Origin of the sequence: Arthrobacter rhombi (genome assembly GCF_039526245.1) — a bacterium.
Taxonomy (GTDB): domain Bacteria; phylum Actinomycetota; class Actinomycetes; order Actinomycetales; family Micrococcaceae; genus Arthrobacter_H; species Arthrobacter_H rhombi.
The window spans coordinates 34,879-60,528 of the sequence record NZ_BAAAIV010000015.1 but is presented as its reverse complement, the minus strand read 5'-3'; the positions used below and the strand labels follow the sequence as shown (position 1 = coordinate 60,528).

Sequence of the window (25,650 nt, the reverse complement as noted above, 5' to 3'; positions counted from 1 at the left end):
AGCTATCCTTAATACCGACAGCCTACCGCTGCCCCATTCTAGTTGCCTGCCGAAGGATCCCCCGTGCACCATCTCGCGCGACTCAGTCTTGCCAACCGTGCGGTTGTCGCCCTCCTCACGCTCATCATTGCCGTCGCCGGGCTGGTCTCCATGACCACCTTGAAGCAGGAGCTGATCCCGCCGATCAGCATTCCGCAGACCACGATCCTGACCACCGCCGTCGGTTCGAGCCCCGAGCTGATCGACCAGCAGATCAGCCTGCCCCTGTCCCAGGCACTCAAGGGTGTCACCGGCGTGGAAACCGTGTCGGCGACATCTGCCCCGTCGGTATCGACGATCACTGTCTCCACCGAGTACGGACTGGACCAGGACAAGCTCGAGTCCAGCCTCCGCGAGGCCATCGACACGGTCTCCTCGACCCTCCCCGAGGGCTCGACCCCGGAGATCCTGGCGGGCAGCACCTCGGACATCCCGGTCGTGATGCTGACTGCTTCCTCCGACGCATCTCCGGAGAACCTCAGCCGGACGTTGGATTCCGCGGTCCTGCCCGAGATCCAGGGCATCGCCGGTGTTCGTGACGTCCAGCTCAGTGGCGAGACGAAACAGCGGATCACCATCACCCCTGACAACAAGAAGCTGGCAGCCGCGGGCTTGAGCGCCCAGAGCATCTCCTCGGCCCTGACGTCCAACGGCACCACGCTTCCCGCCGGAACCATCGTCGAGAACGACCAATCCGTTTCCGTCCAGGCCGGCGACCCGGTCACCTCCCTCAACGCCCTGAAATCCCTGCCCCTCCTACCGACGTCGGGTGGAGCCAGTGCAGGCGCAGGCGCCGGAGCCGGCGGATCCACAGGTGCCGGGAGTTCGGGGACTTCCGGGGCCAAGTCCCCCGGTGCCTCCGCCGGCGGTGGCCAGGGGGCTTCCGGCGGTGCCGGTGCAGCGCAGCAGGGCGCCCAGGCGCCGGCAGCCCCCGCGGCCCCGGCCTCCGGTCCGGTCAAGACCATCGGCGATGTCGCCACGGTGAAGCTGACCAACGAGAAGCAGACGTCCATCACGCGCACCAACGGCGTGCCCAGCCTTTCGGTGCAGGTCACCGCATTGCCGGATGCCGACGTCGTGTCGATTTCCCATGCGGTCAACGACAAGATCGACGGTTTCAAGGACGCCCTGGGCAAGGGCGGATCGATCACCCCGATCTTCGACCAGGCGCCATTCATCGAACAGTCGATCAACCACTTGGCCATTGAGGGCCTGCTCGGGCTGGTCTTCGCCGTCGTCGTCATCCTGGTCTTCCTGCTCTCTCTGCGGTCAACCCTGGTCACCGCGATCTCGATCCCGATTTCCGTGCTGGTGACGTTCATCGGGCTCAACCTCGGCGGATATTCACTGAACATGCTCACGCTGGGTGCGCTGACCATCGCGATCGGCCGCGTCGTGGACGACTCGATTGTGGTGATCGAGAACATCAAGCGGCACCTGGGCTACGGCGAGGAGAAGCGCCACGCCATCCTGACCGCCGTCAAGGAGGTCTCGGGCGCCATCACTGCCTCGACCCTGACCACCATCATGGTGTTCCTGCCGATCGCCCTGGTCGGGGACATGGTGGGCGAACTCTTCCGCCCCTTCGCGTTGACCGTGGCCATCGCGATGTTGTCCTCGCTGTTCGTCGCCCTGACCATCGTCCCGATCCTCGCGTTCTGGTTCATGCGCCAGCCCACCCACCAGGTCGACCCCGTCGAGGTACGGGCCGCCTCGGAGGACAAGGAGCGCAAGAGCTGGCTGCAGCGCGGCTACCTGCCGATCCTGCGCGGCACGCAACGCCACCCGGTGTGGACCCTGGTCGGCGCCGTGATGATCCTGGTGCTGACCGCAGGCATCCTGCCCCTGCTGAAGGTCGATTTCCTGGGCAGCACCGGACAGAACAGCCTGCAGGTGACCCAGGAGTTCGACTCCGGTGCGGATCTGAAGAAGATCAGCAGCACCGCGCAGGCCACCGAGGACGCCCTGCTCGACTCGAACGGCGTGGAGAGCGTCCTGCTCACCGCCGGCGTCGGCGGCGAGGGGTTGTCGGCCATGATGGGCGGCGGTGGCAGCACCGCCACGTACATGGTGAACACCGACCCGAAGGGCGACCAGACGGCCATCAGCGATGCCATCCAGGCCCGCCTCGCCAAACTTCCTGCCGGGGACAAGATCTCGGTGGGACAGGCCTCGGCCTACGGCGGCAGCACCGCAGACGTCATCATCAAGGCGCACGACGACAAGTCGGCCCTGACGGATGCCTCCCAGAAGGTCCTCTCCGCCCTGAAGGACACCCCGCACGCCACCGACATCACCAGTGACCTGGCAGCGGACCAGCCCACCATCCAGATCAACGTCGACCGCAAGAAGGCGGCGCAGGCCGGGCTGACCGAGATGCAGGTTTCGGGGCTCGTGGCCTCGGCTGCGAACCCGCAGGCGGTCGACAGCATCCGGATCGACGACAAGGACCTGTCGGTCTACGTCGACAGCGGCACCTCTGTTGCCTCCATGAAGGAGCTGAAGGACTTCGCTGTCCCGACGGCCGCCGGGATGAAGAAGCTCTCCGATCTGGCCACCATCGAGCGGGCCAGCGTCCCCTCCTCGGTCACCCGCCAGGGTGGCCAGTTGGTTGCCACGGTGTCGCTGACCCCGGACGACGGTGAACTCGGTGCAGTGACCAGTGCGGTCCAGGAAAAGCTGGACGGCATCGACCTGCCCGCCGGGGTTTCGGTTGAACTCGGTGGTGTCAGCACGCAGCAGACCGACTCCTTCAAGCAGCTGGGGCTGGCGATGCTGGTCGCCATCGCGATCGTGTACCTGCTGATGGTGGCCGAGTTCCGCTCGCTCATCCAGCCGCTGATCCTGCTGGTCTCCATCCCGTTCGCGGCCACTGGCGCCATCCTGCTGATGCTCATCTCCGGCAAGCCCATGGGGGTGGCCTCGCTGATCGGCCTGCTGATGCTGATCGGGATCGTGGTCACCAATGCCATTGTGCTGATCGACCTGGTCAATCAATACCGCAGACAGGGCCAGAGCGTGCAGGAGGCGGTCATGAACGGGGCCAGGCAACGTCTGCGCCCGATCCTGATGACCGCGCTGGCAACGATCTTCGCGCTGACCCCAATGGCGCTCGGTGTCACCGGTTCCAGCGGGTTCATCTCGCAGGACCTGGCGATCGTGGTCATCGGCGGGCTGGTCTCCTCGACGGCCCTGACGCTGATCCTGGTTCCGGTGCTGTACCGGTTGGTGGAAGGCCGCAAGGAAAAGCGTGAACAGCGCAAGGCGTCCCGAAACGCCGGGCATGGCGCACACGCCGCACCGGTGGAGCCTGACTTGCCGCCGCACACGGCGACGAACGCGTAGCCACTCCCCCGGCGAAGGGCCGATCCGCAGCAGCGGATCGGCCCTTCGTGCGTGGGTGACGAATACAGCGAAGCGTCGGCCCTCGGCACTACCGACGCACGCCTTGGCGTACAACATGTTGTCCGCGAAAGGATGTGTCCTGAAAACGGTGGGCTACTCGGCATCAAGGGCCAACTATGCTGCGACGCTGGACTCCGTGGTCGATGATCTCGAAGAAGTGGTCATCACCCGCGCGGGCCACGAGCCGGTCGTCATGGTCGCCCCATCCGCAGACGATTCCCTCGTGGAAACCGCGCACTTGCTACGCAGTCCCGCGAGCGCCCGCCGGCTCATGGATTCCATCGAGCAGCTGGAATCGGGGCGGGGAACCACCCATGCCCTTCCGGACGTCGGATAGCCGTGCTGATCTGGTCCGACACCGCGTGGGTCGACTACGTGACGTGGCAGACCGAGGACCGTCGAGTACTCACAAGGATCAACCCGCTCATCCAGGACGTGCAACGCCACGGGAACCAGGGCACCGGAAAACCGGAGCCCCTGAAGCACGCTCTGCATGGTTACGGGTCGCGGCGGATCGATCAAGAGCACCGGCTGGTCTACCGCGTCGACGGTCACGACCTTCTCATCGCCGCCTACAAGTACCACTACTGACGCGTGTCACGCGACAGTGGCCTCGGCGTTGGTGAGGGCGCGGGCCCCGGACCGGAGGTTACCGGGCCGCGACGAACGCCTGCACGCAGGCCTCGATGTCCTCCGCCGAGTGGGCTGCGGAGAGCTGGACGCGGATCCGGGCTGCATCGCGGGGAACCACCGGGAAGCTGAACGCCGTGACGTAGACGCCATGTTCGAGCATCGCATCGGCAACTGTCGCCGCCATGGCAGCATCACCGAACATGACCGGGATGATGGCGTGTTCGCCGTCGAGCAGCTCGAAGCCTTCGTCGGTCATCCGGCGACGGAACAGTGCCGCGTTCTCGAACAGCTTCGTGCGCAGTTCCCCGGATTCGACGACCAGTTCCAGCGCCTTCAGCGTGGCCGCGACGATGGCGGGGGCCAGCGAGTTGGAGAACAGGTAGGGACGGGCTTTCTGCCGCAGCAGCGCCACGATCTCGGAGCGCCCCGAGACGTAGCCGCCGGAGGCACCGCCCAGGGCCTTGCCGAACGTCCCGGTGTAGATGTCCACCCGGTCCGAGACGCCCGCGTGCTCGGGGGTGCCGGCACCGGTGGCTCCCATGAAGCCGACGGCGTGGGAGTCGTCGACCATGACCAGGGCGCCGAATTCATCGGCCAGATCGCAGATGGCTGCGAGCGGGGCGAGGTAGCCGTCCATGGAGAAGACCCCATCGGTGACGATGATCGACCGACGCGGCCCACCGCCGTCGTTCATGTCCCGTGCCGCGGTGAGTTGCGCCCGCAGGTCCTCCATGTCCTGGTTGGCGTAGCGGAAGCGCTGGGCCTTGGACAGGCGGATGCCATCGATGATGGAGGCGTGGTTCAGCGCGTCGGAGATGATCGCGTCCTCGGGGCCGAAGAGCGATTCGAAGACACCGCCGTTGGCGTCGAAGCAGCTGGAGAACAGGATGGTGTCCTCGGTGCCCAGGAACCCGGAGACGCGCGCCTCCAGCTCCAGATGCAGGTCCTGGGTGCCGCAGATGAAGCGCACCGAGGCCATGCCGAAGCCGCGTTCGTCCAGGGCGGTCTTCGCGGCCTCGATCAGGCGCGGGTCATCGGCCAGGCCCAGATAGTTGTTGGCGCAGAAGTTCAGCACGTCACGTGCCGGTTGCCCGAGGGCGCCGGCGGCGATGTGGCTGGACTGGGCGGAGTCGATGCGGCGTTCGTGTTTGAACGTGCCGGCATCCGTGATCGCTGCCAGATCGGCGGTGAGCTGGTCCTTCAGGGTGGAGTACATGGTGATGCCTTTCGGGCCTGCAGTTAGTTGAAGACGGTCCAGTCCAGGACGACCTTGCCGCCCTGTCCGGCGCGGGCGGCCTCGAAGCCGGCTTCCCATTCGGTGGCCGGCAGCCGGTCGGTGACGATGGAGGAGATGCGGTCGCGCAGCTGCGCGTTGGAGGCGAGCATGGCCGACATGGCGTACCAGGTCTCGTACATTTCCCGGCCGTAGATGCCCTTGAGCGTGAGCATGTGCGTGACGACCTTGCCCCAGTTGATGTCGATCGGCGTGCTCGGCAACCCCAGCATGGCGATCTTTCCGCCGTGGTTCATGTTGTCGATCATTTCCGGCAGGGCGGAGGCGTGCCCCGACATCTCCAGTCCAATGTCGAAGCCCTCGACCATGCCCATTTCGCGTTGGGATTCACGAATGCGCGAGGCCGAGACGTCGATGGCCAGGTCCACGCCCATGGTGCGGGCGAGCTCCAGGCGCGGCGCCGAGACGTCGGTGATGACGATCTTGCGGGCCCCGGCATGGCGGGCGACCTCTGCGGCCATCAACCCGATGGGTCCGGCGCCGGTGATCAGCACGTCCTCCCCGACCAGCGGGTAGGCCAGCGCCGTGTGCACTGCGTTGCCGAACGGGTCGAAGATGGCCCCCAGTTCAGGGGTGATGGTCTCGTCGCGGTGGACCCAGACGTTGGTTTCGGGGATGACGACGTATTCGGCGAACGCCCCGTCGCGCTGGACTCCGACGGAGACGGTGTTGATGCACATCTGGCGTCGCCCGGCGCGGCAGTTGCGGCACATGCCGCACACCACGTGGCCCTCGCCGGAGACCCGGTCGCCGATGGCGACGTGGGTGGCCAGTTCGCCGACCTCGACGACCTCGCCGTAGAACTCGTGCCCGGGAACCAGCGGTGCGTTGATCATGGCCTGCGCGGCGTCGTCGTACGCGAGGATGTGCAGGTCGGTGCCGCAGATGCCGGCGGTCATGACCCGGATCTTGACCTCGTGCGGGCCGGTCACCGGCTCGGGGCGGTCGACCAGTTTGAGTCCGGCGTGGGGGCCGGATTTGTACAGTGCCTTCATGGGTTCCTCTGCTGGGCTGCGGGCGGGCGGCAGCGCTCGCCGCGTCTGCACCCAGTCTGGCACCGCTGGGCCCCCATTAACAGTTTAGATGATGCACGAGTATCTCAAGCGACGATTTAGGATGGACTAATGGAAGTCCACCAGTTGCAGATCCTGCGCGAACTCGGCGACCTCGGCAGCGTGCGGGCGGTCGCCGAGGCGATGTTCGTGACGCCGTCGGCGGTCTCGCAGCAGCTGGCCCTGCTCCAGCGCGGGGTCGACGTTCCACTGACCCGCAAGGAGGGCAGGACCCTGGTGCTGACGGAGGCGGGGCGGATCCTGGCCGACGCCGGTGCCGCCGTCGTCGCCTCGCTCGCCGATGCGCGGGCGGCCATCGGCAACTACCAGAACGACGCCGATGCCCCGGTGACGCTCGCCGGTTTCCACTCGGTGGGCCAGTCCCTGTTCGCCCCGCTGTTGGCGCGGCTGAAGGAGGCGCACGGCCCACAGCCGTTGTTCTCCGACGAGGATGTGGCCCAGCATGACTTCCCGGCGTTGACCTCGCGCTACGACCTGGTCCTGGCCCACCGGATGGACCACACCCCTGCCTGGCCGGCGAACCAGGTCAGCGTGGTGCCGTTGGCCCACGAGCCCCTGGATATCGCCGTTTCGGCAGGACATCGGCTGGCCGGTCACCGGGCGGTCGGCCCGGAGGACCTGAGGGGCGAGCGCTGGGCCATCAGCCGCGAGGGCTACTCCCCCGCCGACATCCTGGGGGCCATTTCGGCGGTGTCCGGCGGGGCTCCGGACATCATCCACCGGATCAACGACTACGCCACCGTCGCCGAGCTGGTCGGCACCGGCAACGTGCTGGGCATCATCCCGCGGTACACGGCCGGGGCCCTGGTGGGCCCCGGCGTCGTGCTCCTGCCGCTGGAGGGGGTGGCCAATCGGCGCCGCATCGACCTGCTGGCGCGGCCGGAGTCGATGCGCCGGGTCTCCGTGCAACGCGTTGCCGGAGCCCTGCGCGACACGATGGCCGAACTGGCGGCCGAGGGCTAGTCCTCGCCCTCGGCGGCGGCTGCCTTTTCCGCGTCCTTCTCGGCGCGCAAGGCCTCGGACTCGGACTCCTCCTCGGCCTTTTCCTGGTGGATGACCTCGGCCAGGAGCTTTTCCATTTCCTTGGCCACGCCGGCGGCGGAGGCCGGGTTCTGGCCGGTCACGAGGCGTTCGTCCACCTGGACCTTCTCCTCGAAGACGTCGGCCTGGACGTGCGTTGCGCCCTGTTCCTCGAGCTTGTCGGCCAGGAAGAAGGGGATGACCTTGTCCTTGCCGGCGGCCACTTCCTCGTCGTTGGTGAACGCTGCGACCTTGCGTCCCTCGACCAGGCGGAAGCCGTTGGAGAGTTCCACGTTCACCAGCCCCGCGGGGCCGTGGCAGACCGCGCCGACGACACCGCCGGAGTCGTAGACGCTGCCCACGAGCTTTTGCAGGCCTTCGCTGTCGGGGAAGTCCCACATGGTTCCGTGTCCGCCGACCAGGAAGACGGCGTCGTACTGGTCCGGGTTGACCACGTCGACGCGGGCCGTGTTGTAGAGCCCGGCACGGGTGGTCTCATCTTCGGTGAAGGACACCTGGATGGGGTCCTCGGTGTCCACGGTGTCGCGTGGGGGCTGACCGCCCTGGATGGAGGCGAAGTCCACGAAGTGCCCGGAGTCCTTGAACACCTTCCACGGGTGTGCTGCTTCGGCTACGTTGTAGCCGGTTGCCTCGTCGCCGATCTTGTCGACGCTGGTCAGTACCATCAGGATCTTCTTCACGAATTATTCCTTTCGTAGGTACGTTTCAGCCTAGAACAAACGGCCGTCCTCTGCACGGCGGGTTCTCACGGAGCGAGTTCACGCAGCCCGTGCACCCCCGCGTCGTGCAGTGGATCCCCCGGCGGAAGCTGGGCCATCAGCACCGCATAGTGGACCGCCCAACCGCGGGCGCGGAGCCAGGTGTCGTCGTCGTACCGCAGTTCTGCGCGGAAGGCCTCGCGCCCGGCTGCCGAGAAGTGGAGCCACGCCACGGCCAGGTCGCTCGCTGGGTCTCCTGCTGTGATGTCACCGAAGTCGACGACGGCGGAAATCCGTGCCGGCCCCTTCCCCTGCTCCACGATGATGTTGTGCGGATGCGGGTCACCGTGCAGCCACACCGGCGGCCCCTGATAGAGCAGCGCGTCGGCGCCTTCGCGGAAGATCTCCTGCCAGGGCCCTTCCACGGGCATGCCGGCTGCGGCGAGGCGCCCGGTGAAGGCCGTGCCCCGAGTAGCCAAGGGGACGCCGCGGACGGGGTTGCGCGGGGCATCGGCGGGGGCCGGCACGTGGAGGGAGCGCAGGAAGCGGCCGAGATCGGGGGCGTAGGCGTCCCGGTCTCCGGGCGGTCGCAGGGCCGCACTGTCACCGTCGAACCAGGGCACGATGGCCCAGTGGTAGGGATACCCCACGGCGGGCCTGCCACGGCGGGCCGCTGCCGGGATGGGCTGGGGTAGGCGGGGTGCCAGGAAGGGCAGCCAGCGCAGTTCGTTGAGGAGCAGCTGGTGGGCTGTTGCCCGACGTGGAAGCCGCAGAGCCACGTCGTCCCCGAGGCGGTAGACCACGTTGTCCCAGCCGTTGGCGGCGCGCTGCAGCCGCAGCCCGGCCAGGTCGGGGTGCTGGTCGGTGAGCAGGGACCGGACCAGGGCGTCGTCGATGTCCACATCATGCGCCGGGACCCCGGATCCCGCGGATGGGCTGTGCTGCTCACCGGTCATGGCTTCACGCTACAACCCCGAGACGCCGCAGGGCGGGCGGATCGTGTGATCCGCCCGCCCTGGGTAGGTTCCACGGCTAGTCACAGCCGCTGGAAACAGTGGTGGTTCAGCCCTGCACGCCGAGCTTCTCCAGCACGATCTCGCGGACCCGACCGGCGTCGGCCTGGCCGCGGGTGGCCTTCATGACCGGGCCGATCAGGGCACCGATGGCCTGGACCTTGCCGTCCTTGATCTTGGCGACGACGTCGGGCATGGAGGCCATGGCCTCGTCGATCGCGGCACCGAGCGCGGAATCATCGTTCACGACGGCGAGCGAGCGCTTCTCGACGATCTCCGACGGGGTTCCCTCGCCGGCGACGGCGAATTCGAGCACCTGGCGGGCGATCTTGTCGTTGATCTTCTTGGCCTCGATCAGCGAGTTCAGCTCGATGATCGTCGCCGGCGTCACGCCGAGGTCCAGCGGCTCGACGTCGGCGTTCTTCGCCAGACGGGAGATCTCGCCCATCCACCACTTGCGGGCCACTGCCGGGCTGGCGCCGGCGGCAATGGTCTCCTCGATGGCGTCCAGGAAACCGGCGTTGACGACGTCGCGGAATTCGGCGTCGGCGTATCCCCAGTCAGCCTGCAGGCGCTTGCGGCGCTCGGCCGGCGGCTCGGGCAGCTGGGCCCGCAGTTCCTCGACCCATTCGCGGGTGGTCACGATCGGCACCAGGTCCGGCTCGGGGAAGTAGCGGTAGTCATCGGCGTCGGACTTCGGGCGGCCCGAGGTCGTGGTCCGGGTGTCCTCGTGCCAGTGCCGCGTCTCCTGGACGACCTTGTTGCCCGCGTCCAGGACGGCTGCGTGGCGTTCGATCTCGAAACGCACTGCATGCTCGACGGCGCGCAGCGAGTTCACGTTCTTCGTTTCCGAACGGGTGCCCAGCGTCGTGGTGCCCTTGGGCATCAGCGAGACGTTGGCATCGCAGCGGACGTTGCCGCGTTCCATCTTGGCGTCCGAGACATCGAGGTTCTTCACGATCTCGCGGATTGCCGCCACGTAGGCCTTGGCCAGTTCGGGAGCGCGCTTGCCGGCACCGAGGATCGGCTTGGTGACGATCTCCACCAGCGGAACGCCGGCACGGTTGTAGTCCACCAGCGAGAAGTCGGCGCCCTGGATGCGGCCGGAAGTGCCCATGTGGGTCAGCTTTCCGGCGTCCTCCTCCATGTGGGCGCGCTCGATCTCCACACGGAAGACCTCCCCGTCGGAGAGCTCGATGTCCAGGTAGCCGTCGAAGGCGATCGGCTCGTCGTACTGCGAGGTCTGGAAGTTCTTCGGGGTGTCCGGGTAGAAGTAGTTCTTCCGGGCGAAGCGGCAATATTCGGCGATCTGGCAGTTCAGTGCCAAGCCGATCTTGATGGAGTACTCCACCGCCTTCTTGTTCACCACCGGAAGGACGCCGGGCAGGCCCAGATCCACGGGGGTGACGTTGGTGTTCGGGACGTCTCCGAAGGCATTCGGGGCGTCGGAGAACATCTTGGTGGCGGTGTTCAGCTCGACGTGGACCTCGAAGCCGAGGGCCGGGTCGTAGCGGTCCAGGGCCTCATCGAAGTCGACGAGTTCTTCCGTTGCGTGGGCCATCTCAGGCGACACCTTCCTTGGACGATTCGGCCAGTTCGGGGGCCTGGTTGATCAGCGGTCCGCCCCAGCGGTCCTCCAGCAGCTTCTCCAGCGCGGCGCCGGCCCGGTACAGGCGGGCGTCCTCGTGGGCGGGAGCCAGGAACTGGATGCCCACCGGCAGGTCCTCGGAGAGACCACCGGGGACGGTGATGCCCGGGATGCCTGCGAGGTTGGCGGGGATCGTGGCGACGTCGTTGAGGTACATCGCCAGCGGGTCATCCAGCTTCGACCCGAGTTCGAAGGCCACGACCGGGGAGGTCGGGGAGATCAGCACGTCGGCCTGCGCGAATGCTGCGTCGAAGTCACGCTGGATGAGCGTACGGACCTTCTGCGCCGAACCGTAGTAGGCGTCGTAGTACCCCGCGGAGAGCGCGTAGGTGCCCAGGATGATGCGGCGCTTGACCTCGTCGCCGAACCCGGCGGACCGGGTGGCGGCCATGACGCGTTCGATGGTCATCGGGCCGTCGGCCGGCAGCACGCGGTTGCCGTAGCGGACGCCGTCGAACTTGGCCAGGTTCGAGGAGACCTCGGAGGGCATGATCAGGTAGTAGGCACCCAGCGCGTACTCGAAGTTCGGGCAGGAGACCTCGACGATCTGCGCCCCGGCGCCGCGCAGCAGCTCCAGGGATTCATCGAAGCGTGCCTGGACACCGGCGTCGTATCCCTCGCCCTGCAGCTCGCGGATGACGCCGACGCGGACGCCGGTCAGGTCGCCGGTGGCGCCCTGTGCGGCGGCAGCCACCAGTTCCGGGACCGGACCGTCGATGGACGTGGAGTCCTTCGGGTCATGGCCACCGATGAGTTCGTGCAGCAGTGCCGAGTCGGCCACCGTGCGGGTCACCGGGCCGATCTGGTCCAGCGAGGAGGCCATGGCGATGGCACCGTAGCGCGAGACGCCGCCGTAGGTGGGCTTCACGCCGACCGTTCCGGTGACGGCGCCCGGCTGGCGGATGGATCCGCCGGTGTCGGTGCCCAGGGCCAGCGGGGCCTCGAAGGCCGCCACTGCCGCGGCGGAACCGCCGCCGGAGCCGCCGGGGATCCGGTCCAGGTTCCAGGGGTTGCGGGTGTTGCCGTAGGCCGAGTGCTCGGTGGAGGAGCCCATCGCGAATTCGTCGAGGTTGGTCTTGCCGAGCATGGGGAGCTTGGCGGCACGGATCTTCTCGATCACCGTGGCGTCGTAGGGGCTCATCCAGCCCTCGAGGAACTTGGAGCCGGCCGTGGTGGGCTGGCCCTTGGTGACGATGAGGTCCTTGATGGCGATGGGCACGCCGGCCAGCGGGTGCAGGGCCTCGGCCTCGGCGCCTCCGGCGGCGCGGATCGCGTCGACCTCCGCGGCGACGGCGAGCGCCTCCTCGGCGTTCAGGTGCAGGAAGGCGTGGACACCGCGGTCCCCGCCATCCACTGCAGCGATGCGGTCCAGGTGGGCCTGCACTGCCTGCGTGGAGGTGACGGAGCCGTCACGGAGCTTGGCGGCCAGTTCGGCCGCGGAGAGCTTGATGATCTCGTTCATGTCCTACTCCCCTTCCAGGATGGCCGGGACCTTGAAGCGGCCGTCTTCGGCGTCGGGCGCGTTCTGCAGGGCCTCTTCCTGGGTCAGGGTCTGCCCGACCACGTCCTCGCGCATCACGTTGACCAGCGGCAGCGGATGGCTGGTGGCCGGGACGTCGTCACCGGCGGCCTCGCTCACGGACTTGATCGCGTCGACGATGACACCGAGTTCGCCGGCCATTTTCTCCAGCTCGGTCTCGCTCATCTCCAGGTGGGCCAGTTGCGCCAAGTGGGCAACGTCCTCACGACTGATGGCAGGCATGTATCTCCCCGAATTCATGGGTGGTGGGTTTTCCCCACCAGTCTAGTTCAGGACCGGCAGGCGTTTGCCCTCCGGTTGCCGCTGACTCACAGCGGCAGGACGTAGACCTTGAGCAGGATGTCGGTATCCGGAACGAACCAGTCGCGCTCCGCTACGTTGTGGAACCCCAGGTGCGTGTAGAGGGCCTGGGCGGCCATCCACGTGCTGCCGGTGGTCAGCGAGATGGCGTCCACCCCGTCCATGTCGCGTCCGCGGTTGATGATCTCCACCATCATCGCCCGCCCGGCACCGGAGCGCTGGACTGCGGGGTCCACCACCAGCATGCGGAACTCCAGCTCGTTTTCCAGGGCGATATCGGCATAGGGGTTGCCCGCTCGGACCAGGGTCACTGCCCCGATGACGGTGCCGCCGCGCTCCGCGACGAGGATCTCCGCCGCGGCGTGCCGCTCGGCGACCTGTTGGACCACCTGCAGGTAGGGGTGGTCGGGATCATCGAAATGGCCGGCCGACAAATACGAGTCGACGGTGATCCGGGCAATCTCTGGATAGTCCGCCGCCGTGGCCTGGCGGATGGTGATCGGGGACGGCGGGTGCGTTGCGGAGGAAGTCATCGGGATCTATTTTGCCACCCGATCCACACGGCGTCCCCCCATTCGCCCTGCGCGATGCCGGACGTCACAGGTACCGGGGCGCCCACGGTCCCGCGGCACTTCCCCCCTAGGATCGGAACATGCTTGCCGCCCTGTTGACCTTCGCCGCGTTCGGTATCCTCACCGGACTGACGACGGTGCTGTTCGGTTTCGGCGGCGGCTTCGTGATCGTCCCGGTGATCTACGCGGTGACCGTGGCCTCGGGATCCGGCGATGAGGCGATGCTCGTGGCGGTGGCGACCTCCACCGCGGTGATGATCGTCAACTCGCTCTCGGCGTCCCTGGCCCATTGGCGGTCGGGTCGGCTGCGGACCGACCTGCTCTTCCCGCTGGCCGCCTATATCGGCGTCGGCGCGCTGGTCGGCGCCATCATCGCCACGCGGGTCCCCGACGGGGTGCTGCACGTGCTGTTCATCGCCTACCTGGCCATCACCATCGTCGACTCGCTGGTGCGCCGCGGCTTCATCTCCCGGCAGCCCGGTGCCCCGGAACGCCGGCTGGGCCCGGCGACCACCCGGCTCGGAGGGCTCGGGATCGGAGCCGTCGCCAGCTTCCTGGGTGTCGGGGGCAGCATCATGACGGTTCCGTTGCTGCGCCGGTTGGGCTTGCCAATGGCCACCTCGGCGGCCATGGCCAACCCGTTGTCCGTTCCGGTCTCGATCGTGGGAGCCGCCGTGTATGCACTGGCGGTGCCGGAGGCCGCGGCGCCGCTGGCCTCCGGCCGTCTGGGCTACATCGACCTGCTGGCAACGGCCGGGCTGCTGGCCGGGTCGTTGCCGACCATCGCCGTGGCCAAGCGGCTGGTGGGCAAAATGCCCGACCGTGTCCACGCCATCGCCTTCATCGCCCTGCTCGTGGTCGTGCTGGTGTCGATGCTGGTCATCCGTCCGGACTGATCCGGCCCGACCCGATCTGATCCGCCCTCAGCCGGCCGGCGGCGTGGGCAGCTGGTCGAAGTCCAGGTATCCGGCGGCCTGCCACCCCGGATCGGTGTCAGGACGCAGCACCGGGCAACCGGCCTCCTCGGCAATCAGTGCCCCGGCCGACCAGTCGTGCTCGCCGGTGCCGTATTCGGCGTAGGCGTCCAGGGTGCCGTCGGCGACCATGCACAAATCAAGTGCCGCCGAGCCGATGCGGCGCACATTCGCGAAACCCGGCATGAGCCCGGCCAGTGCAGCGACCTGGAAGTCGCGGCGTTCGGCGTCATAGCCGAACCCGGTGGCGACCAGCGTTCCCGCAGCCCCTGCCACGGGCCCGTCCAGCCGGCGTGCACCGGCGTCGTCTCCCGTCGTGGTGCCACCCAGCCAGGCTCCGGCACCGCGGGAAGCCCACCAGGTGCTCCCCAGGGCGGGCGCCTGCACGACGCCAGCCAGCCAGACTTGCTCGCCGGTGCCCTCGGGCGCGGGGCCGGCGACGGCCACCGAGGTCGCGTAGTAGACGATGCCGCGTACGAAGTTGGCCGTCCCGTCGAGCGGGTCGATGGACCAGCGGTACGGGCTGGCATCGGCGGGCGTGGTGTTGCCGTATTCCTCGCCGGTGATGGCGTCGCGGGGGCGTTCGGCGGTGATGACCTCGCGGACGGCCTGCTCGGCGCGGCGATCGTAGTCGGTGACCCAGTCCCCCGCCGCGGATTTGGTGTCCGCCTGGATGTGGACCCCGTGGCGTGCCGCCAACACTGTGGCTCCGGCGGCCGCGGCACGGCGCGCAGTGGCCAAAAGCTCGGCGGTCAGATCGGGTGTGGCTGTGGCGTTCTGGCTCATGCCGGGTCTCCTTCGGTAGTGGTTTCCTGGTCGGGTTCCGGTGCGGGGCCGTCGGCCAGCAGGGCGCGGAACCCGTCCTCGTCGAGCACTGGCACGCCCAGGGATTCCGCCTTGTCCAGTTTGGAGCCGGCGGCTTCGCCGGCGACCACATAGCTGGTCTTCTTGGACACCGAACCGGACGCCTTGCCGCCGCGGGTGATGATCGCTTCCTTGGCCTCGTCGCGGCTGAAGCCCTCGAGGGAGCCGGTGACCACGATGGTCAGCCCTTCGAGCGTGCGTTCTCTCTGGCCGTGGGACTCGTCCTCCATGCGGACGTTCTCGCTGGCCCACGCCTGAAGGATGGCCAGGTGCCAGTCGACGCCGAACCATTCGATGAGCGCCTCGGCGATGATGGGGCCGACCCCGTCGACGTCGGCGAGCTTCTCCACCGCATCCTCCGCGGTGACCGCCTGGCGGATCGCTGCCATGGACCCGTAGTGGGTGGCCAGCGCGCGCGAGGCGGTCGGGCCGACGTGGCGGATGGACAGGGCGACCAGCACCCGCCAGAGGGGCTGGACCTTGGCCTTTTCCAGCTCGTTGAAGAGCTTCTTCGTGTTGGTGGTCGGCGCCGACGGCTTCTTCTCGGTCCCCTTGCTCCAGAAGTACGGGACCAGCTCGAATTCCCCGGTGCCCTCGCCCTTGCGGCGGATCTCGCGCCAGACCTTGACCTCGGCGAGCGCATCGCGCAACGTGTCATCCGCGTGGCCGGCAGCCAGGTCGAAGATCTGGGCCTCGTTGGTGATCGGCCCGGGGCCCGACGGCTGGGCGATGCCACCCACACCTGCCGGATCCGGTCCCGGTCCCACGGTCAGGGCCAGGGCCGCTTCCTCGCCCAACGCCTCGACGTCGAACGCGCCGCGTCCTCCCAGGTGGGCGATGCGCTCGGTCAGCTGGGCGGGGCAGGATTGGGCGTTGAGGCACCGGATGTCGATGTCGCCCTCCTTGGCCGGAGCCAGCGGTTCCCCACACGAGGGGCAGTGTGTGGGCATCACGAATTCGCGCAGCTCGTCCTCGCGCCCCTCCCGCAGGGGCAGTACCGGACCGACGATCTCCGGGATGACGTCCCCGGCCTTGCGCAGGATGATGGTGTCCCCGATCAACACGCCCTTGGCCTTGACGACGTCCTGGTTGTGCAGGGTCGCCATCTCGACCGTTGACCCGGCCACCTTGACCGGCTCCATCACCCCATAGGGGGTCACCCGCCCGGTGCGCCCGACGTTGACCCGGATGTCCAACAACGTGGTGTGGACTTCCTCGGGCGGGTACTTGTAGGCCACCGACCAGCGCGGGACCCGCGAGGTGTAGCCGAGGGCGCGCTGGATGGCGAAGGCGTCGGCCTTGATGACGATCCCGTCGATGTCGTGGATCAGCGAGTGGCGGTCGGCCCCGTATTTCTCGATGTAGGCCAGCACGTCGTCGATGGAGTCCACGACCTGCGAGTACGGGGTGACCGGCAGCCCCCAGGCCTTGAGCAGCTCATAGGTTTCCGACTGGGACGCCGCGTCCAGGCCCTCGCGGACACCGAACCCGTGGACGAACATGCCCAGCGGGCGTTTGGCCGTCTCGGCGGGATCTTTTTGGCGCAGGGAACCGGCCGCCGCATTGCGCGGGTTGGCCAGCTCGGGCTTGCCGGCCTCGAGCAGGGCCTCGTTGAATTCGCGGAACTTCTGCGAGGGGAAGAAAATCTCGCCGCGGATCTCCACCTCCGTGGGCCAGTTCCCACCCGCCAGTTCCGTGGGGATGTCCTGGATGGTCAGCACGTTGTGGGTGACGTCCTCGCCGGTGGTGCCGTCCCCGCGGGTGGCCGCCCGGACCAGCTTGCCGTCCCGGTAAAGCAAGTTGATGGCCAGGCCATCGATCTTGACCTCGCAGAGCCAGCGCAGCTGATGCTTGGCCGCCCTGATCCCGGCATTTGCGGTGGCCCGTTCCAGCCAGGCGGTGAGTTCCTCGAGGGAGAACACGTCCTCCAGTGAGTACATCTGCGTCAGGTGTTTCACTGGGGAGAAGGCCGCGGACACCTCGCCGCCGACCTCTTGGGTGGGCGAGTCATTCGAGACGATCTCGGGGTGGAGTTGTTCGATCTCCTCGAGCCGACGGAACAGGACGTCGAACTCGGCGTCGGACACCAGGGGGCTGTCCTCGACGTAGTACGCCATCCGGTAGCGGCGCACCTCGTCGATGAGTCGCTGGTACTCATCGCGCACCGCGTCGGCAGGGATCACTTCCTCGCCAGCCGATGTCGTGGCACCTTCGCTGGACGTCGAGGTGGTGTGGTCCGGGGAGTTCTTCTGCTCGCTGTTCGTCACCCCACTATCTTGCCCCACCGATCCGACGAGTGGGAGCCGCGGCGGCCCGGCGTGCGTAGGCCTTGCTGAATTGCACGACGGCGATCAGCAAGACCACCAGCAGGGCGGCTCCGGCCAGGGGAACGATGTCCAGGGGCAGGGTGTAGGCCATGACGATCCGTGCCACGGCGTCGATCAGGAAGGCGCACCCCCAGGCCAGGGTCATCGAACGCATGACGCGTTTGAAGACCGGGTCGTGGGCCCACCCGTCTTCCCAGGAGCTGGCTGTGGCGCCCGGCAAGAGGGGAAGCGTGGCGATCAGGATGAAGGGACGCGGCGCCCAGAGCGTTCCGATCATCCAGAGGCCGACGATTCCGGTCAGGTAGCTTTCGCGGGCGACCAGCAGGCGGGGATCCCCGGTGAGCAATCCGATGGCGGTGCCGGCCAGCAGGATGCTGAGGGTGAATAGGGAGGATGCCTCGATCCGCCGGCTGGTGCCCCACCGGTAGGCCAGCACCACGAGTGGTGCAGCGCCGCTGATGAGCAGCGCCGCCCATTGGCCCACGCCCACTCCACGCAGTCCGTAGAACAACGCGAGGGGGACGATGACCTCCACCAGCATCAGCACCAGGGAGGCCCGGGGGCCGGTTCGCCGTCCGCCGGCATTGCGCGTCTGGTTCACGGTGTGTCCCTTCGTGTCGCCAATTCCAGTGTGGCCGTGAGCTCGGCGGCGTAGGTTTTAACGTCGAACTTCGGGTCGAGCACCAGCTGGCCGGAGGCGGCATCGATGGCGGAACGGATGATGATGGCCATCGGGCGGATGGCAAAGGGCCGGAATTCGCCGGACTCCTGCCCCTGGCGCAGCAGGGATCCCAGGTGCTCGAGCAGACCGTCCTGGCCGTCCGAATCGATGTGAGGCGACCCGTCGGGGCGGCGGAAGTTCATGAAAATATCCACCAGCACGCGCACCTGTTGCGGATTCTGGGCAACGAAAGCCAGATTTGCCTCGACGTAGCCGCACAATGCCACTGCCGCGGAACCCGCGACATCGACACGCTCGCCGATGCTGGCTCCCGCGCGTGTATACAGTTCCAGAACGATCTGTTCGGTGAGGTCGTCCTTCCCCGCGAAGTGGTAGGAAATGACCCCCTTGCTGATGCCCGCCCGTCGGGCAATTTCTGCCAAGGAAGCACGGGCATACCCCAGCTCACCGACGGTGTCGATGGCGGCCTGGATGATCTGGGAACGTCGGGCTGCTTCGATGAAGGTCCGTCCAGAGGGTTGGGTGGTGGCAATATTTGACCGCATGGCCAAATTTTAGTCCCCGCAGTCAGTTTTGACCATGGGCTGCCTCATCGACCGGCGTCCCTCAACCCTCAGTCGGGGAGGCCTGCAAGGGAGCGGACTATCACGGTGTCCTCCACCGACCCGAAGTGGACGGCTTGCCAGCCGAAGGCGCGGGCCGCCTCGACGTTGTCCAGCCGGTCGTCGACGAAGATGATTTCACTCCGGCCGACTGCGCGCGACACGTGGGATTCGATCACCTGGTGTGCGCCGCCAAAGGCCCGCGGATCGGGTTTCTTGAATCCGAGGTCAGCGGAATTCACCACCGCTCGGAAGCGGTGCTCCAACCCATGCCCCCGCATTTCCCGGGGTATGAGCGATGTGCCGTTGGTGAAGGCGAAGACGGGATGCCCCTGCTCGTTCAGCTCGTCCAGCAGGTCCACCGTTTCCGGAACCAGGTCACCCCGGTAATGGGTCCAGCGCGCAAATTCACTGACCACAGCCCTCCGGTCCGGGCTGAGAATCACGAGGCGTTCGACGATCGAGGCCGCCCACTGCTCAAAGGTGATCTGTCCGGTCACCGCGGCCATCAGTTCGGGGCCGCCGAAAGCCAGATCGTCCACCGTCCCGGGCGCTAGTCCCAGGCGAGTTTCGATGATGTCGTTGGCGGCCTCGGATCGGAATTCACGGACGACTCCATCCAAATCGAACACGACGAATCGTCGCATCCCCTGCACCTCCTATCCGGGCCAGTCCTTCAGTCGTCGGCGTTGAGTTCGGCGTCCAACAGGTGCAGGTCAGCCGGGACGACCATATGCGAGGTGACCGCGTGTTCCACCAGCCGCGCACGACGGTTGGTGGCGAGTTTTCCTGCGCCCCCGCGCAGGCCGGCAACCCCGGACTTATCCAGCTTGTCGCAGACGTTGTCCAGCTTGCGGTTGAATTTGGTGAGCGGCCACCCCAGGCGGCTGGCGGCCTTGGCGGAGGTGGGGATGGAGCTGAGCCCGTTGCCGTCGCGGCGCAACATCGGTTCGGCGAGGGCCACGACGAGTGCCCGTTGGGCATCGGTCAACACGACCGGGCCGATGGTCGTCTGCCCATCGCCGTCGTCCGCGGTCCATTCCTGCCGGAACGCCGGAGTGGCCAGGTGGACCGAGAATTCGTAGGTGGTGGGGCCAGCGGTGAAGATGACATTGGTCTGGCCGAACACCAGGGGAATGCGGGAGCCAGGGGCGACCCATGCCTGCATGCCACCGGTGGCATCGGCAATGGTGGCGGCCACCCGTGAACCGACATTGGAGAGCCACCACATGTTGTCGTAGCGGGCGATGGTGAGGAAACGACGATGCAGGTAGGGGTTGTCGTCGATCTCCAGGTCGCCCTCACGGCCGATGGTGAAGACCTGGTCGTCGGTGACAGGAAACCATTCACCGCAAAAATCAATGTTTACTTCGGACACGTGCCATACCCCCCTGTACTGCTCACTTGTCTCCCATGGATGATCCAAAACCCAGACTAACGCTTGGCGCAATACCGGCTGGCATCCGAGGCCTTGCCGCTCTCACGCACCAGCACGACCTGGATGCAGGTTGGTTCGCCCTTCACGGTGTCAGTGGTCGCCGTCGGCTTCTCGACTTTACGGTTTTCGCCCTGATCGGTAGCCGTCACCGGCGCCCAGTAGTACTTGTCCCCCGGACGCGGCTCGGGATTCTTCCAGCTGAACGCCGTCTGCTTCCCTACGGATTTGGAGCTGAATCCCTTCACCTGCGGAACGACTCCCTCGGCGCCGAGCAAGGGATCGGCCGGACCCTGGCTCGGCGGGGCGCCGGTGGAGACCTCGTCGGCGTCCACTCCCCGGTTGAGGGCGGCGACCACGAAGATCCCGGCGATGATGATCGCCAGCACTGCCCCGATGCCCGCCACCAGGCCGGTGGGGAATCGTTGGCCCGCCGGCGCTGCGGTCCGGGTGCTGGGCGGAACGGGCGGGACCCACCCGGGCGCTCCGCTTTCCTCTCCCGGGGCGAACGTCGGGGGCTGGGAGCTGCGGGGCTGTGCCGCCTCGGAGGGGCGCTTGCGGGAACCGGCCAGTGAACCGTCCGGCAACCGTCCGCGCATGATCGTGGCGTCATCTGTGCCGGGATCGGCTGCGGCAGCCGGTGTGGCTGGTGCCGGGGGTTGCCCGGTGGCGGGCCCGCGTGCGGGGCGCAGCACCGTGGGTTCCCCGTCGGGTTCGGCCCAGGGTGCTCCGGAGGTCCTGCCGGAACCGGTGCTTGCCTCCGGGTCAATGGAGACGACCTGGCGCACCCGGGTGGCCTCGCCGTCGTTCCCGTCCTCGAGGTCCTCCCGCGGGGCGGGGTCCTCCATCACCTCGAACGCGGTGACCGACAGGCCCAGCTCGGCTTGGACGCGTTGGAAGGCCAGCGCCAGGTCCCGTGCGGATTCGAAACGTGCAGCGGGGTTCTTCGCCATGCTGGTGGCCAGTGTCTGTTCCAACGCCGCCGGCACGTCGGGGCGGTTCAGCGGGGGCAGCGGCGAGGTGGTGATGCGGGAAATGAGCTCGCGCTGGGAGTTGTCGGCGCCGGCACGCACGAACGGCGAGCGGCCCGCCAGCAAGGTGTAGACGGTGGCGCCGAGGGACCAGACGTCCATCTTGACCCCGTTGGGTGCTCCCCCGGCGAAGGCCTCGGGTGGGGACCACGGGATCGACAGCCCGGCCTCGTCATCGAGGGCGTCGGTGGTTCCGGAAATTCCGAAATCGGTGAGGGCCGGACGGTTGTAGTCGGTGACCAGGATGTTGGCCGGCTTGATGTCGCGGTGGACGATTCCCGCCCGGTGGGCGGTCTCCACGGCCGAGGCGACCTGGATGCCCACGGAGAGGGCCTCGTCGACGCCCAGCCGGGCGCGACGGTACCGCACATCCAGGCTGGGCCGGGAGCAGTACTCCATGGCCAGGTAGGAGTGGCCCTCGGCGGTGATGTCCGCCTCGAAGATCGTCACGATGTAGGGGTGCGACGACAGCTGCGCCATCAGGTTGGCTTCGGATTCGAACCGGCGGCGCGCGCTCTCGGTCTTCAGGTCCGAGAGCAGCACCTTCACGGCGACCTTACGGCGGGGCCGATCCTGCTGGTACAGGTACACGTCCGAGAAGCCACCGGAACCGAGCAGGTTCAGGTATTCGTACCCCTCGATCGCCGGCGGTGGTGCCGGCGGACGCTTACCGCTCACAGAAGGCCCTCGAACTTCAGCGACACACCGTCACCGAGGTCGGCGACATCGCCGTCGAGCAGCATGAGCTTTTCGCCCTGGCCCAGGCGGCGGGGTGGCATCCCGGCACGCACCAGCATGGTTCCGTTGGTGGCCTTCAGGTCCACCAGCATGACGTGCCAGCCCTCGAGCTGGACCTCCAGGTGGGACCGGGAAATGTCACCACTGGGGCTCTTGACCTGGACGACGCGCGGCATCGAACCGCTCGCGGAACGGCTGACACTGGGCTGCCGGCCGATGACCGCTGGGCGGTCCAGTTCCACGGCTTCGCCTCCGGAGATGACCATGCGGCCGAGCGAGGGGCGCTGCACCTCACGGGGCTCGTCCCCCAACGGCTCGCCGCAGTGCGCGCAGGTGGAGGAGGTGGGCGGGTTGGCATGCCCCGCGGGGCACATCCGCCCCAGGACCTGGGGTCCGGTGGAGGCCGGCGGTTCGGAGCCCGGGGACGGCGCGACGGGCAGGATCTGGGTCGGCAGGTCCGAGCGCATCACCGTGTCACCGTCGTGGTCCCCGAGCGGGCCCACTGCGGGAGCTGCTGCGGATTCCGGCGTGGAGGCCGACCGTGGTGCGGAACTAATGGTCGGCAAGTCGTCGAGATCCTGCTCCGCGGCGGCGTCGGCACGCGCCTGGGCGCGGGCTGCTGCCAACCAGGGCACGGCGTCGATGAGGGCTTCCGCGTCGGGCTCGTCCTCGTCGCCGGGGTGTGGACCGGCGATCGTGTCATCGGAGACGGACTCGGCTGTGTTCTCTGGCAGCTCGGCCTCGTCCGCGGAGACGGCGGGAACGCCGGGGGCCGCAGTGGAGCTGGAGTGGGACAGGATCGTGTTGGCGTCGTCCGCATCGTCGGCGGACACCGGGTCATCGGCCGGCTCATCCACGGACTGCTGGGCTTCTTCGGTCAAGGTTTCGGCGTCGGCGCCGGGCTCCGGTTCCCTGGCGGTAGCCGCCTCAGGCTCCGTCGGCTCCGCAGCTGGCTCTGGTTCGGGCTCTGGCTGGGGTTCGGGCTCTGGTTCAGCCTCGACTTCGGGTTCCGCCTCCGCCGGGGACTCCGGCTCGACCGGCTCGGGTTCAGGCGCTGTCTGGGGTTCCGGTTGAACTGGCTCGGATGCCGGCTCCGCTTCCGGTTCCACCGCGGGCTCGGGCTCGGGCTCGGACTCCGCCTCCGCCTCCTGAGCGACCGCAACCCCGGCCACGGGCGCAGCGGCGACCGCGGCTCCGGCGGCGGCCGGCTGTTCGGAACCGGCCTGCCGGATGATGGGCTGCGGCGCGGACAAGGGTTCGATGTCCGCGGTGGGCTCCTCCAGCAGGTCAACGTGCAACCGGCCAAAGGGCACGACGCCTTCGGTGATCGGCAACCAGTGGCCTGCATCGCCGTCGTGCTTGCGCAGGACATCGTCGAGGGCGATCTCCAGGCTTTCCTGGCGCGGGATGCGCCGTTCCATCCAGGTGGTGACACCGTGGCCGTTGACGTGCGTGCTCAGCTCACGGCCCTCACCGGCGAGGGAAACGGGGCCGCGCAGGATGGTGTGCACGTCGGTGTCGAGACTGACGATGCCGAAGGGGTCCATCCCGGTCAACGCCAGCCCCCGGGCGGAGAGCACCGCGGAGAGCAGCGTCTCGACGGCGGGTGCGTCGGCGAGGGCGGCCCACAGCTCGTCCACATGCCCGGCGCTGGTTCCTTCGGGCAGCAGGACCAGGTGTCCGTTGCGCACCAGGGCCAGCCAGGGCCCCGGCAGGTAGGTGATCCGTGTGTTCATTCCGCGCTCCCCTCCGGGCGGGGTTTGGTCATGCCGTCTTCGATCTGCGCACGGGGCGCGGTATCGGTGAACTGGTCGTCCTCGTGTTCGAGCTTGACGTCGACGATGACCAGGGTGATGTTGTCGCGGCCTCCCGAGCGCAGGGCGGCCTGCAGCAGGTCGTCGACGGCGATCTGCGGTGGCGTCCGGGACATCATCACGTCGCGGATCGCCGCGTCGGAGACCTCGTTGGTCAGCCCGTCCGAGCAGATCAGCAGCCGGTCCCCCGGGCGGGCCGGGAGCATCCAGAAGTCGGCGTCGCTGTCCTCGCCGGTGCCCAGGGCCCGGGTGATGACATTGCGGCGGGGGTGGGTCAGGGCCTGTTCGGCGGTGATCTCGCCGCGGTCGACCATCTCCTGGACTTCCGAGTGGTCCACGGTGACCTGCCGGAACTCGTCCTCCGAGAGCAGGTAGGTCCGTGAATCCCCGACGTTGAACACCAGCCAGTAGGGGGCGTCGCCCTGGCGGACCAGCGCGGCACCCGAGACGGTGGTGCCGGCCCGTGAGCCGGCGGCTTCACGGATGGCCCGGTCGGCGTCGACCATGAACTGCTGCAGGTGTTCGGGGGTCAGCCATTCCCCGGCAGCCTCCTGGCCGCGGGCGAACGTCGTCACGCAGATGCTGCTGGCGACCTCGCCGGCCTCATGTCCGCCCATGCCGTCGGCGATCGCGAAGAGGTGGCGTTCGGCCAGCAGGGCGTCCTCGTTCAGCGGCCGGCGCAGGCCGCGGTCCGTGGCAAACCCGTAATCCAGGGAGAACTGCTCGCCGGTGGTTCCGACCCTCACCCCGCTCATGCGGGGCCGACCGTGAACGAACGATCGCCGAAGTGCACGGTTTCCCCGTGTGCTGCGTGCTGGGACTGCCCGGCAGCCAGCGGGCGCAGGGTGCCGTCCGGCCCGGAGATGCCGGAGCCGTTCGTCGAGTTGCGGTCGGTTACCCAGACTCCCGAGCTGTCGGCTGCCAGGTGCAGGTGCGTCTTGGACACCGAACGGCCCATGTCTGCGTAGTTCACCAGCTCGTCGACCTCCTCGCCGTCCTGGGCCGAAGGGTTGCGTCCCACCAGCGCCGTGGTGCCCAGCGTGAGGACCTGTCCGTCGTCAAAGCGCAGCCGTGCGCCGGCAGCAGCCGGGGTGCCCGTGGCGGTGCGCAACTGGGTGTGTCCTGCCTCGTCCTCGGCTGCAGCTGCCTCGCGGTCCAGTGCCGGTGCCGGGGACGACGCCGGTGCCGCGCTGGCGCCGGCGGGCTGGGGTGCCGCGGTGGCCGGCTCGGCGACGGGTGCCTCGGGGGCCGGCTCGTGTGCCTGGTGCGCCGGCCCACCGGAGGCCGAGGGCACGCCGGTGATGGGGCCTCCGGCCAGCTCGGCGTCCAGGGCAGGCCACTGGCGTTCGGGGGCGACGTAGCCGGGGTGGCCGGGCTGCCCGGGGGCGGTCATGCCGCCGGGGGCAAAGGCCGACGGGCCGAACAGTCCCCCGGTGGTGATCGGGTTGCGGCCCTGGTTCACGTCGACGACCAGGGTGTGGGCCGCCTTGTCATGCCAGCCCTGGCGTTGGTGCTGGGGGTCCCACAGGTTGGAGAGCAGCATGATGATGGGGCCCACCACCGGGACAATGCCGGCCAGCCCGACCAGCAGCCGGCGGATGAAGACCTTCCCCCAGCCGGGGGCGAAACCGTCCTCATCGCTGGTGCGCAGCCCCAGGGCCAGGTTGCCCGGCGTCTTGCCGGTGTTCGCTTCCCAGCCCCACACGGCCACCGCGTAGGCCAGCACGAACACGGCCAGCAGCATGTAGGAGGTCGCCATCTCCGAGATCAGGTCCGACGGGGAGAGGTAGGCGCTGGAACGCAGCGTGTCCAGGTTCGCCGCATAGAAGACCATCCAGGCGAGCACCACCGGCACGATGTCCAGTAGTCCGGCCACCAGGCGCTTCGCGGCCACGGCGTTGACCAGGTTCAGGTTCTGGGCCACCGG

General features: G+C 68.0%; 23 protein-coding genes. 5 read left to right on the top strand and 18 right to left on the bottom strand.

Annotated elements, in window-relative coordinates; translation table 11 throughout:
* Positions 1-63 precede the first annotated feature (63 nt).
* The 3 genes from ABD088_RS13475 (at position 64) to ABD088_RS13465 (ending at position 4,035) form a co-directional block, all read left to right on the top strand.
* Positions 64-3,384, top strand: a complete 3,321-nt coding sequence (locus ABD088_RS13475; protein WP_343902467.1) for an efflux RND transporter permease subunit — start codon at positions 64-66, stop codon at positions 3,382-3,384.
* Between the two features lie 115 nt (positions 3,385-3,499).
* The gene (locus ABD088_RS13470; RefSeq protein WP_343902466.1) at positions 3,500-3,781 is read left to right on the top strand and encodes a type II toxin-antitoxin system Phd/YefM family antitoxin; all 282 of its coding nucleotides are present in this window, start codon (positions 3,500-3,502) and stop codon (positions 3,779-3,781) included.
* Entirely contained in the window at positions 3,778-4,035 is a 258-nt protein-coding gene (locus ABD088_RS13465; protein WP_343902545.1) for a Txe/YoeB family addiction module toxin, read from the top strand. The genes ABD088_RS13470 and ABD088_RS13465 overlap by 4 nt, the downstream gene beginning before the upstream one ends.
* A gap of 58 nt (positions 4,036-4,093) precedes the next feature.
* On the opposite strand, the gene ABD088_RS13460 is transcribed toward ABD088_RS13465, so the two are convergent.
* Both ABD088_RS13460 and tdh read right to left on the bottom strand, forming a co-directional pair.
* Positions 4,094-5,293 carry a glycine C-acetyltransferase gene (locus tag ABD088_RS13460; protein ID WP_343902465.1) on the bottom strand — a complete coding sequence of 400 codons (1,200 nt, stop codon included), beginning with the start codon at positions 5,291-5,293 and terminating at the stop codon, positions 4,094-4,096.
* Between the two features lie 23 nt (positions 5,294-5,316).
* A complete protein-coding gene (tdh, locus tag ABD088_RS13455; protein WP_343902464.1) occupies positions 5,317-6,366 on the bottom strand; it encodes an L-threonine 3-dehydrogenase in 1,050 nt (349 codons plus the stop codon).
* Between the two features lie 129 nt (positions 6,367-6,495).
* On the opposite strand from tdh, the gene ABD088_RS13450 reads away from it, so the two are divergent.
* Positions 6,496-7,407, top strand: a complete 912-nt coding sequence (locus ABD088_RS13450) for a LysR family transcriptional regulator (RefSeq protein WP_343902463.1) — start codon at positions 6,496-6,498, stop codon at positions 7,405-7,407.
* Here the strand turns inward: ABD088_RS13450 and ABD088_RS13445 are convergent.
* The 6 genes from ABD088_RS13445 to ABD088_RS13420 all read right to left on the bottom strand — a co-directional run bounded on the left by ABD088_RS13445 (position 7,404) and on the right by ABD088_RS13420 (position 13,217).
* The gene (locus ABD088_RS13445) at positions 7,404-8,165 is read right to left on the bottom strand and encodes a type 1 glutamine amidotransferase domain-containing protein (RefSeq protein ID WP_343902462.1); all 762 of its coding nucleotides are present in this window, start codon (positions 8,163-8,165) and stop codon (positions 7,404-7,406) included. The genes ABD088_RS13450 and ABD088_RS13445 overlap by 4 nt on opposite strands.
* A gap of 65 nt (positions 8,166-8,230) precedes the next feature.
* Complete coding sequence (locus tag ABD088_RS13440; RefSeq protein ID WP_343902461.1) at positions 8,231-9,139, bottom strand: aminoglycoside phosphotransferase family protein; 909 nt, start codon at positions 9,137-9,139, stop codon at positions 8,231-8,233.
* 106 nt (positions 9,140-9,245) lie between these two features.
* Positions 9,246-10,757, bottom strand: coding sequence for an Asp-tRNA(Asn)/Glu-tRNA(Gln) amidotransferase subunit GatB (gene gatB, locus ABD088_RS13435; RefSeq protein ID WP_343902460.1), 1,512 nt, complete (start codon positions 10,755-10,757; stop codon positions 9,246-9,248).
* A 1-nt stretch (position 10,758) separates the two neighbouring features.
* Positions 10,759-12,306: an Asp-tRNA(Asn)/Glu-tRNA(Gln) amidotransferase subunit GatA gene (gene gatA / locus ABD088_RS13430; RefSeq protein ID WP_343902459.1), complete on the bottom strand. Its 1,548-nt coding sequence runs from the start codon at positions 12,304-12,306 to the stop codon at positions 10,759-10,761.
* A gap of 3 nt (positions 12,307-12,309) precedes the next feature.
* Entirely contained in the window at positions 12,310-12,606 is a 297-nt protein-coding gene (gene gatC / locus ABD088_RS13425; RefSeq protein WP_343902458.1) for an Asp-tRNA(Asn)/Glu-tRNA(Gln) amidotransferase subunit GatC, read from the bottom strand.
* An 86-nt stretch (positions 12,607-12,692) separates the two neighbouring features.
* On the bottom strand, positions 12,693-13,217 hold the full coding sequence (locus ABD088_RS13420) for a GNAT family N-acetyltransferase (RefSeq protein WP_343902457.1): 525 nt from the start codon (positions 13,215-13,217) through the stop codon (positions 12,693-12,695).
* Between the two features lie 119 nt (positions 13,218-13,336).
* On the opposite strand from ABD088_RS13420, the gene ABD088_RS13415 reads away from it, so the two are divergent.
* A complete protein-coding gene (locus ABD088_RS13415; RefSeq protein WP_343902456.1) occupies positions 13,337-14,152 on the top strand; it encodes a sulfite exporter TauE/SafE family protein in 816 nt (271 codons plus the stop codon).
* Positions 14,153-14,179: 27 nt separating this feature from the next.
* Here the strand turns inward: ABD088_RS13415 and ABD088_RS13410 are convergent, their stop codons facing one another.
* From ABD088_RS13410 to ABD088_RS13365, 10 genes are all read right to left on the bottom strand, one after another.
* Entirely contained in the window at positions 14,180-15,016 is an 837-nt protein-coding gene (locus ABD088_RS13410) for an inositol monophosphatase family protein (protein ID WP_343902455.1), read from the bottom strand.
* The gene (ligA, locus tag ABD088_RS13405) at positions 15,013-17,361 is read right to left on the bottom strand and encodes an NAD-dependent DNA ligase LigA (protein ID WP_372710402.1); all 2,349 of its coding nucleotides are present in this window, start codon (positions 17,359-17,361) and stop codon (positions 15,013-15,015) included. Before ligA ends, ABD088_RS13410 begins: the two co-directional genes overlap by 4 nt.
* A 4-nt stretch (positions 17,362-17,365) precedes the next feature.
* The gene (locus ABD088_RS13400) at positions 17,366-18,022 is read right to left on the bottom strand and encodes a VC0807 family protein (RefSeq protein ID WP_343902454.1); all 657 of its coding nucleotides are present in this window, start codon (positions 18,020-18,022) and stop codon (positions 17,366-17,368) included.
* Positions 18,019-18,648, bottom strand: coding sequence for a TetR/AcrR family transcriptional regulator (locus ABD088_RS13395; RefSeq protein ID WP_343902453.1), 630 nt, complete (start codon positions 18,646-18,648; stop codon positions 18,019-18,021). Before ABD088_RS13395 ends, ABD088_RS13400 begins: the two co-directional genes overlap by 4 nt.
* Positions 18,649-18,716: 68 nt before the next feature.
* Complete coding sequence (locus ABD088_RS13390) at positions 18,717-19,352, bottom strand: HAD family hydrolase (protein ID WP_343902452.1); 636 nt, start codon at positions 19,350-19,352, stop codon at positions 18,717-18,719.
* A gap of 29 nt (positions 19,353-19,381) precedes the next feature.
* Entirely contained in the window at positions 19,382-20,083 is a 702-nt protein-coding gene (locus ABD088_RS13385) for a hypothetical protein (RefSeq protein ID WP_343902451.1), read from the bottom strand.
* 56 nt (positions 20,084-20,139) lie between these two features.
* Positions 20,140-21,849 (bottom strand): serine/threonine-protein kinase, encoded by a 1,710-nt coding sequence (locus ABD088_RS13380; RefSeq protein WP_343902450.1) that lies wholly within the window; start codon positions 21,847-21,849, stop codon positions 20,140-20,142.
* Positions 21,846-23,645 (bottom strand): FHA domain-containing protein, encoded by a 1,800-nt coding sequence (locus ABD088_RS13375; RefSeq protein ID WP_343902449.1) that lies wholly within the window; start codon positions 23,643-23,645, stop codon positions 21,846-21,848. The genes ABD088_RS13380 and ABD088_RS13375 overlap by 4 nt, the downstream gene beginning before the upstream one ends.
* Positions 23,642-24,478 carry a PP2C family protein-serine/threonine phosphatase gene (locus ABD088_RS13370; protein WP_343902448.1) on the bottom strand — a complete coding sequence of 279 codons (837 nt, stop codon included), beginning with the start codon at positions 24,476-24,478 and terminating at the stop codon, positions 23,642-23,644. Before ABD088_RS13370 ends, ABD088_RS13375 begins: the two co-directional genes overlap by 4 nt.
* Entirely contained in the window at positions 24,475-25,647 is a 1,173-nt protein-coding gene (locus ABD088_RS13365; RefSeq protein WP_343902447.1) for an RDD family protein, read from the bottom strand. Before ABD088_RS13365 ends, ABD088_RS13370 begins: the two co-directional genes overlap by 4 nt.
* Between the last annotated feature and the right edge of the window lie 3 nt (positions 25,648-25,650).

Coding starts and splice junctions, on each gene's coding strand:
- ABD088_RS13470 (WP_343902466.1), top strand. CDS start 3,500: ATGTTGTCCGCGAAAGGATGTGTCCTGAAAACGGTGGGCTACTCGGCA.
- ABD088_RS13460 (WP_343902465.1), bottom strand. CDS start 5,293: ATGTACTCCACCCTGAAGGACCAGCTCACCGCCGATCTGGCAGCGATC.
- tdh (WP_343902464.1), bottom strand. CDS start 6,366: ATGAAGGCACTGTACAAATCCGGCCCCCACGCCGGACTCAAACTGGTC.
- ABD088_RS13450 (WP_343902463.1), top strand. CDS start 6,496: ATGGAAGTCCACCAGTTGCAGATCCTGCGCGAACTCGGCGACCTCGGC.
- ABD088_RS13440 (WP_343902461.1), bottom strand. CDS start 9,139: ATGACCGGTGAGCAGCACAGCCCATCCGCGGGATCCGGGGTCCCGGCG.
- gatB (WP_343902460.1), bottom strand. CDS start 10,757: ATGGCCCACGCAACGGAAGAACTCGTCGACTTCGATGAGGCCCTGGAC.
- gatA (WP_343902459.1), bottom strand. CDS start 12,306: ATGAACGAGATCATCAAGCTCTCCGCGGCCGAACTGGCCGCCAAGCTC.
- gatC (WP_343902458.1), bottom strand. CDS start 12,606: ATGCCTGCCATCAGTCGTGAGGACGTTGCCCACTTGGCGCAACTGGCC.
- ABD088_RS13420 (WP_343902457.1), bottom strand. CDS start 13,217: ATGACTTCCTCCGCAACGCACCCGCCGTCCCCGATCACCATCCGCCAG.
- ABD088_RS13415 (WP_343902456.1), top strand. CDS start 13,337: ATGCTTGCCGCCCTGTTGACCTTCGCCGCGTTCGGTATCCTCACCGGA.
- ABD088_RS13410 (WP_343902455.1), bottom strand. CDS start 15,016: ATGAGCCAGAACGCCACAGCCACACCCGATCTGACCGCCGAGCTTTTG.
- ABD088_RS13395 (WP_343902453.1), bottom strand. CDS start 18,648: ATGCGGTCAAATATTGCCACCACCCAACCCTCTGGACGGACCTTCATC.
- ABD088_RS13390 (WP_343902452.1), bottom strand. CDS start 19,352: ATGCGACGATTCGTCGTGTTCGATTTGGATGGAGTCGTCCGTGAATTC.
- ABD088_RS13375 (WP_343902449.1), bottom strand. CDS start 23,645: ATGAACACACGGATCACCTACCTGCCGGGGCCCTGGCTGGCCCTGGTG.
- ABD088_RS13370 (WP_343902448.1), bottom strand. CDS start 24,478: ATGAGCGGGGTGAGGGTCGGAACCACCGGCGAGCAGTTCTCCCTGGAT.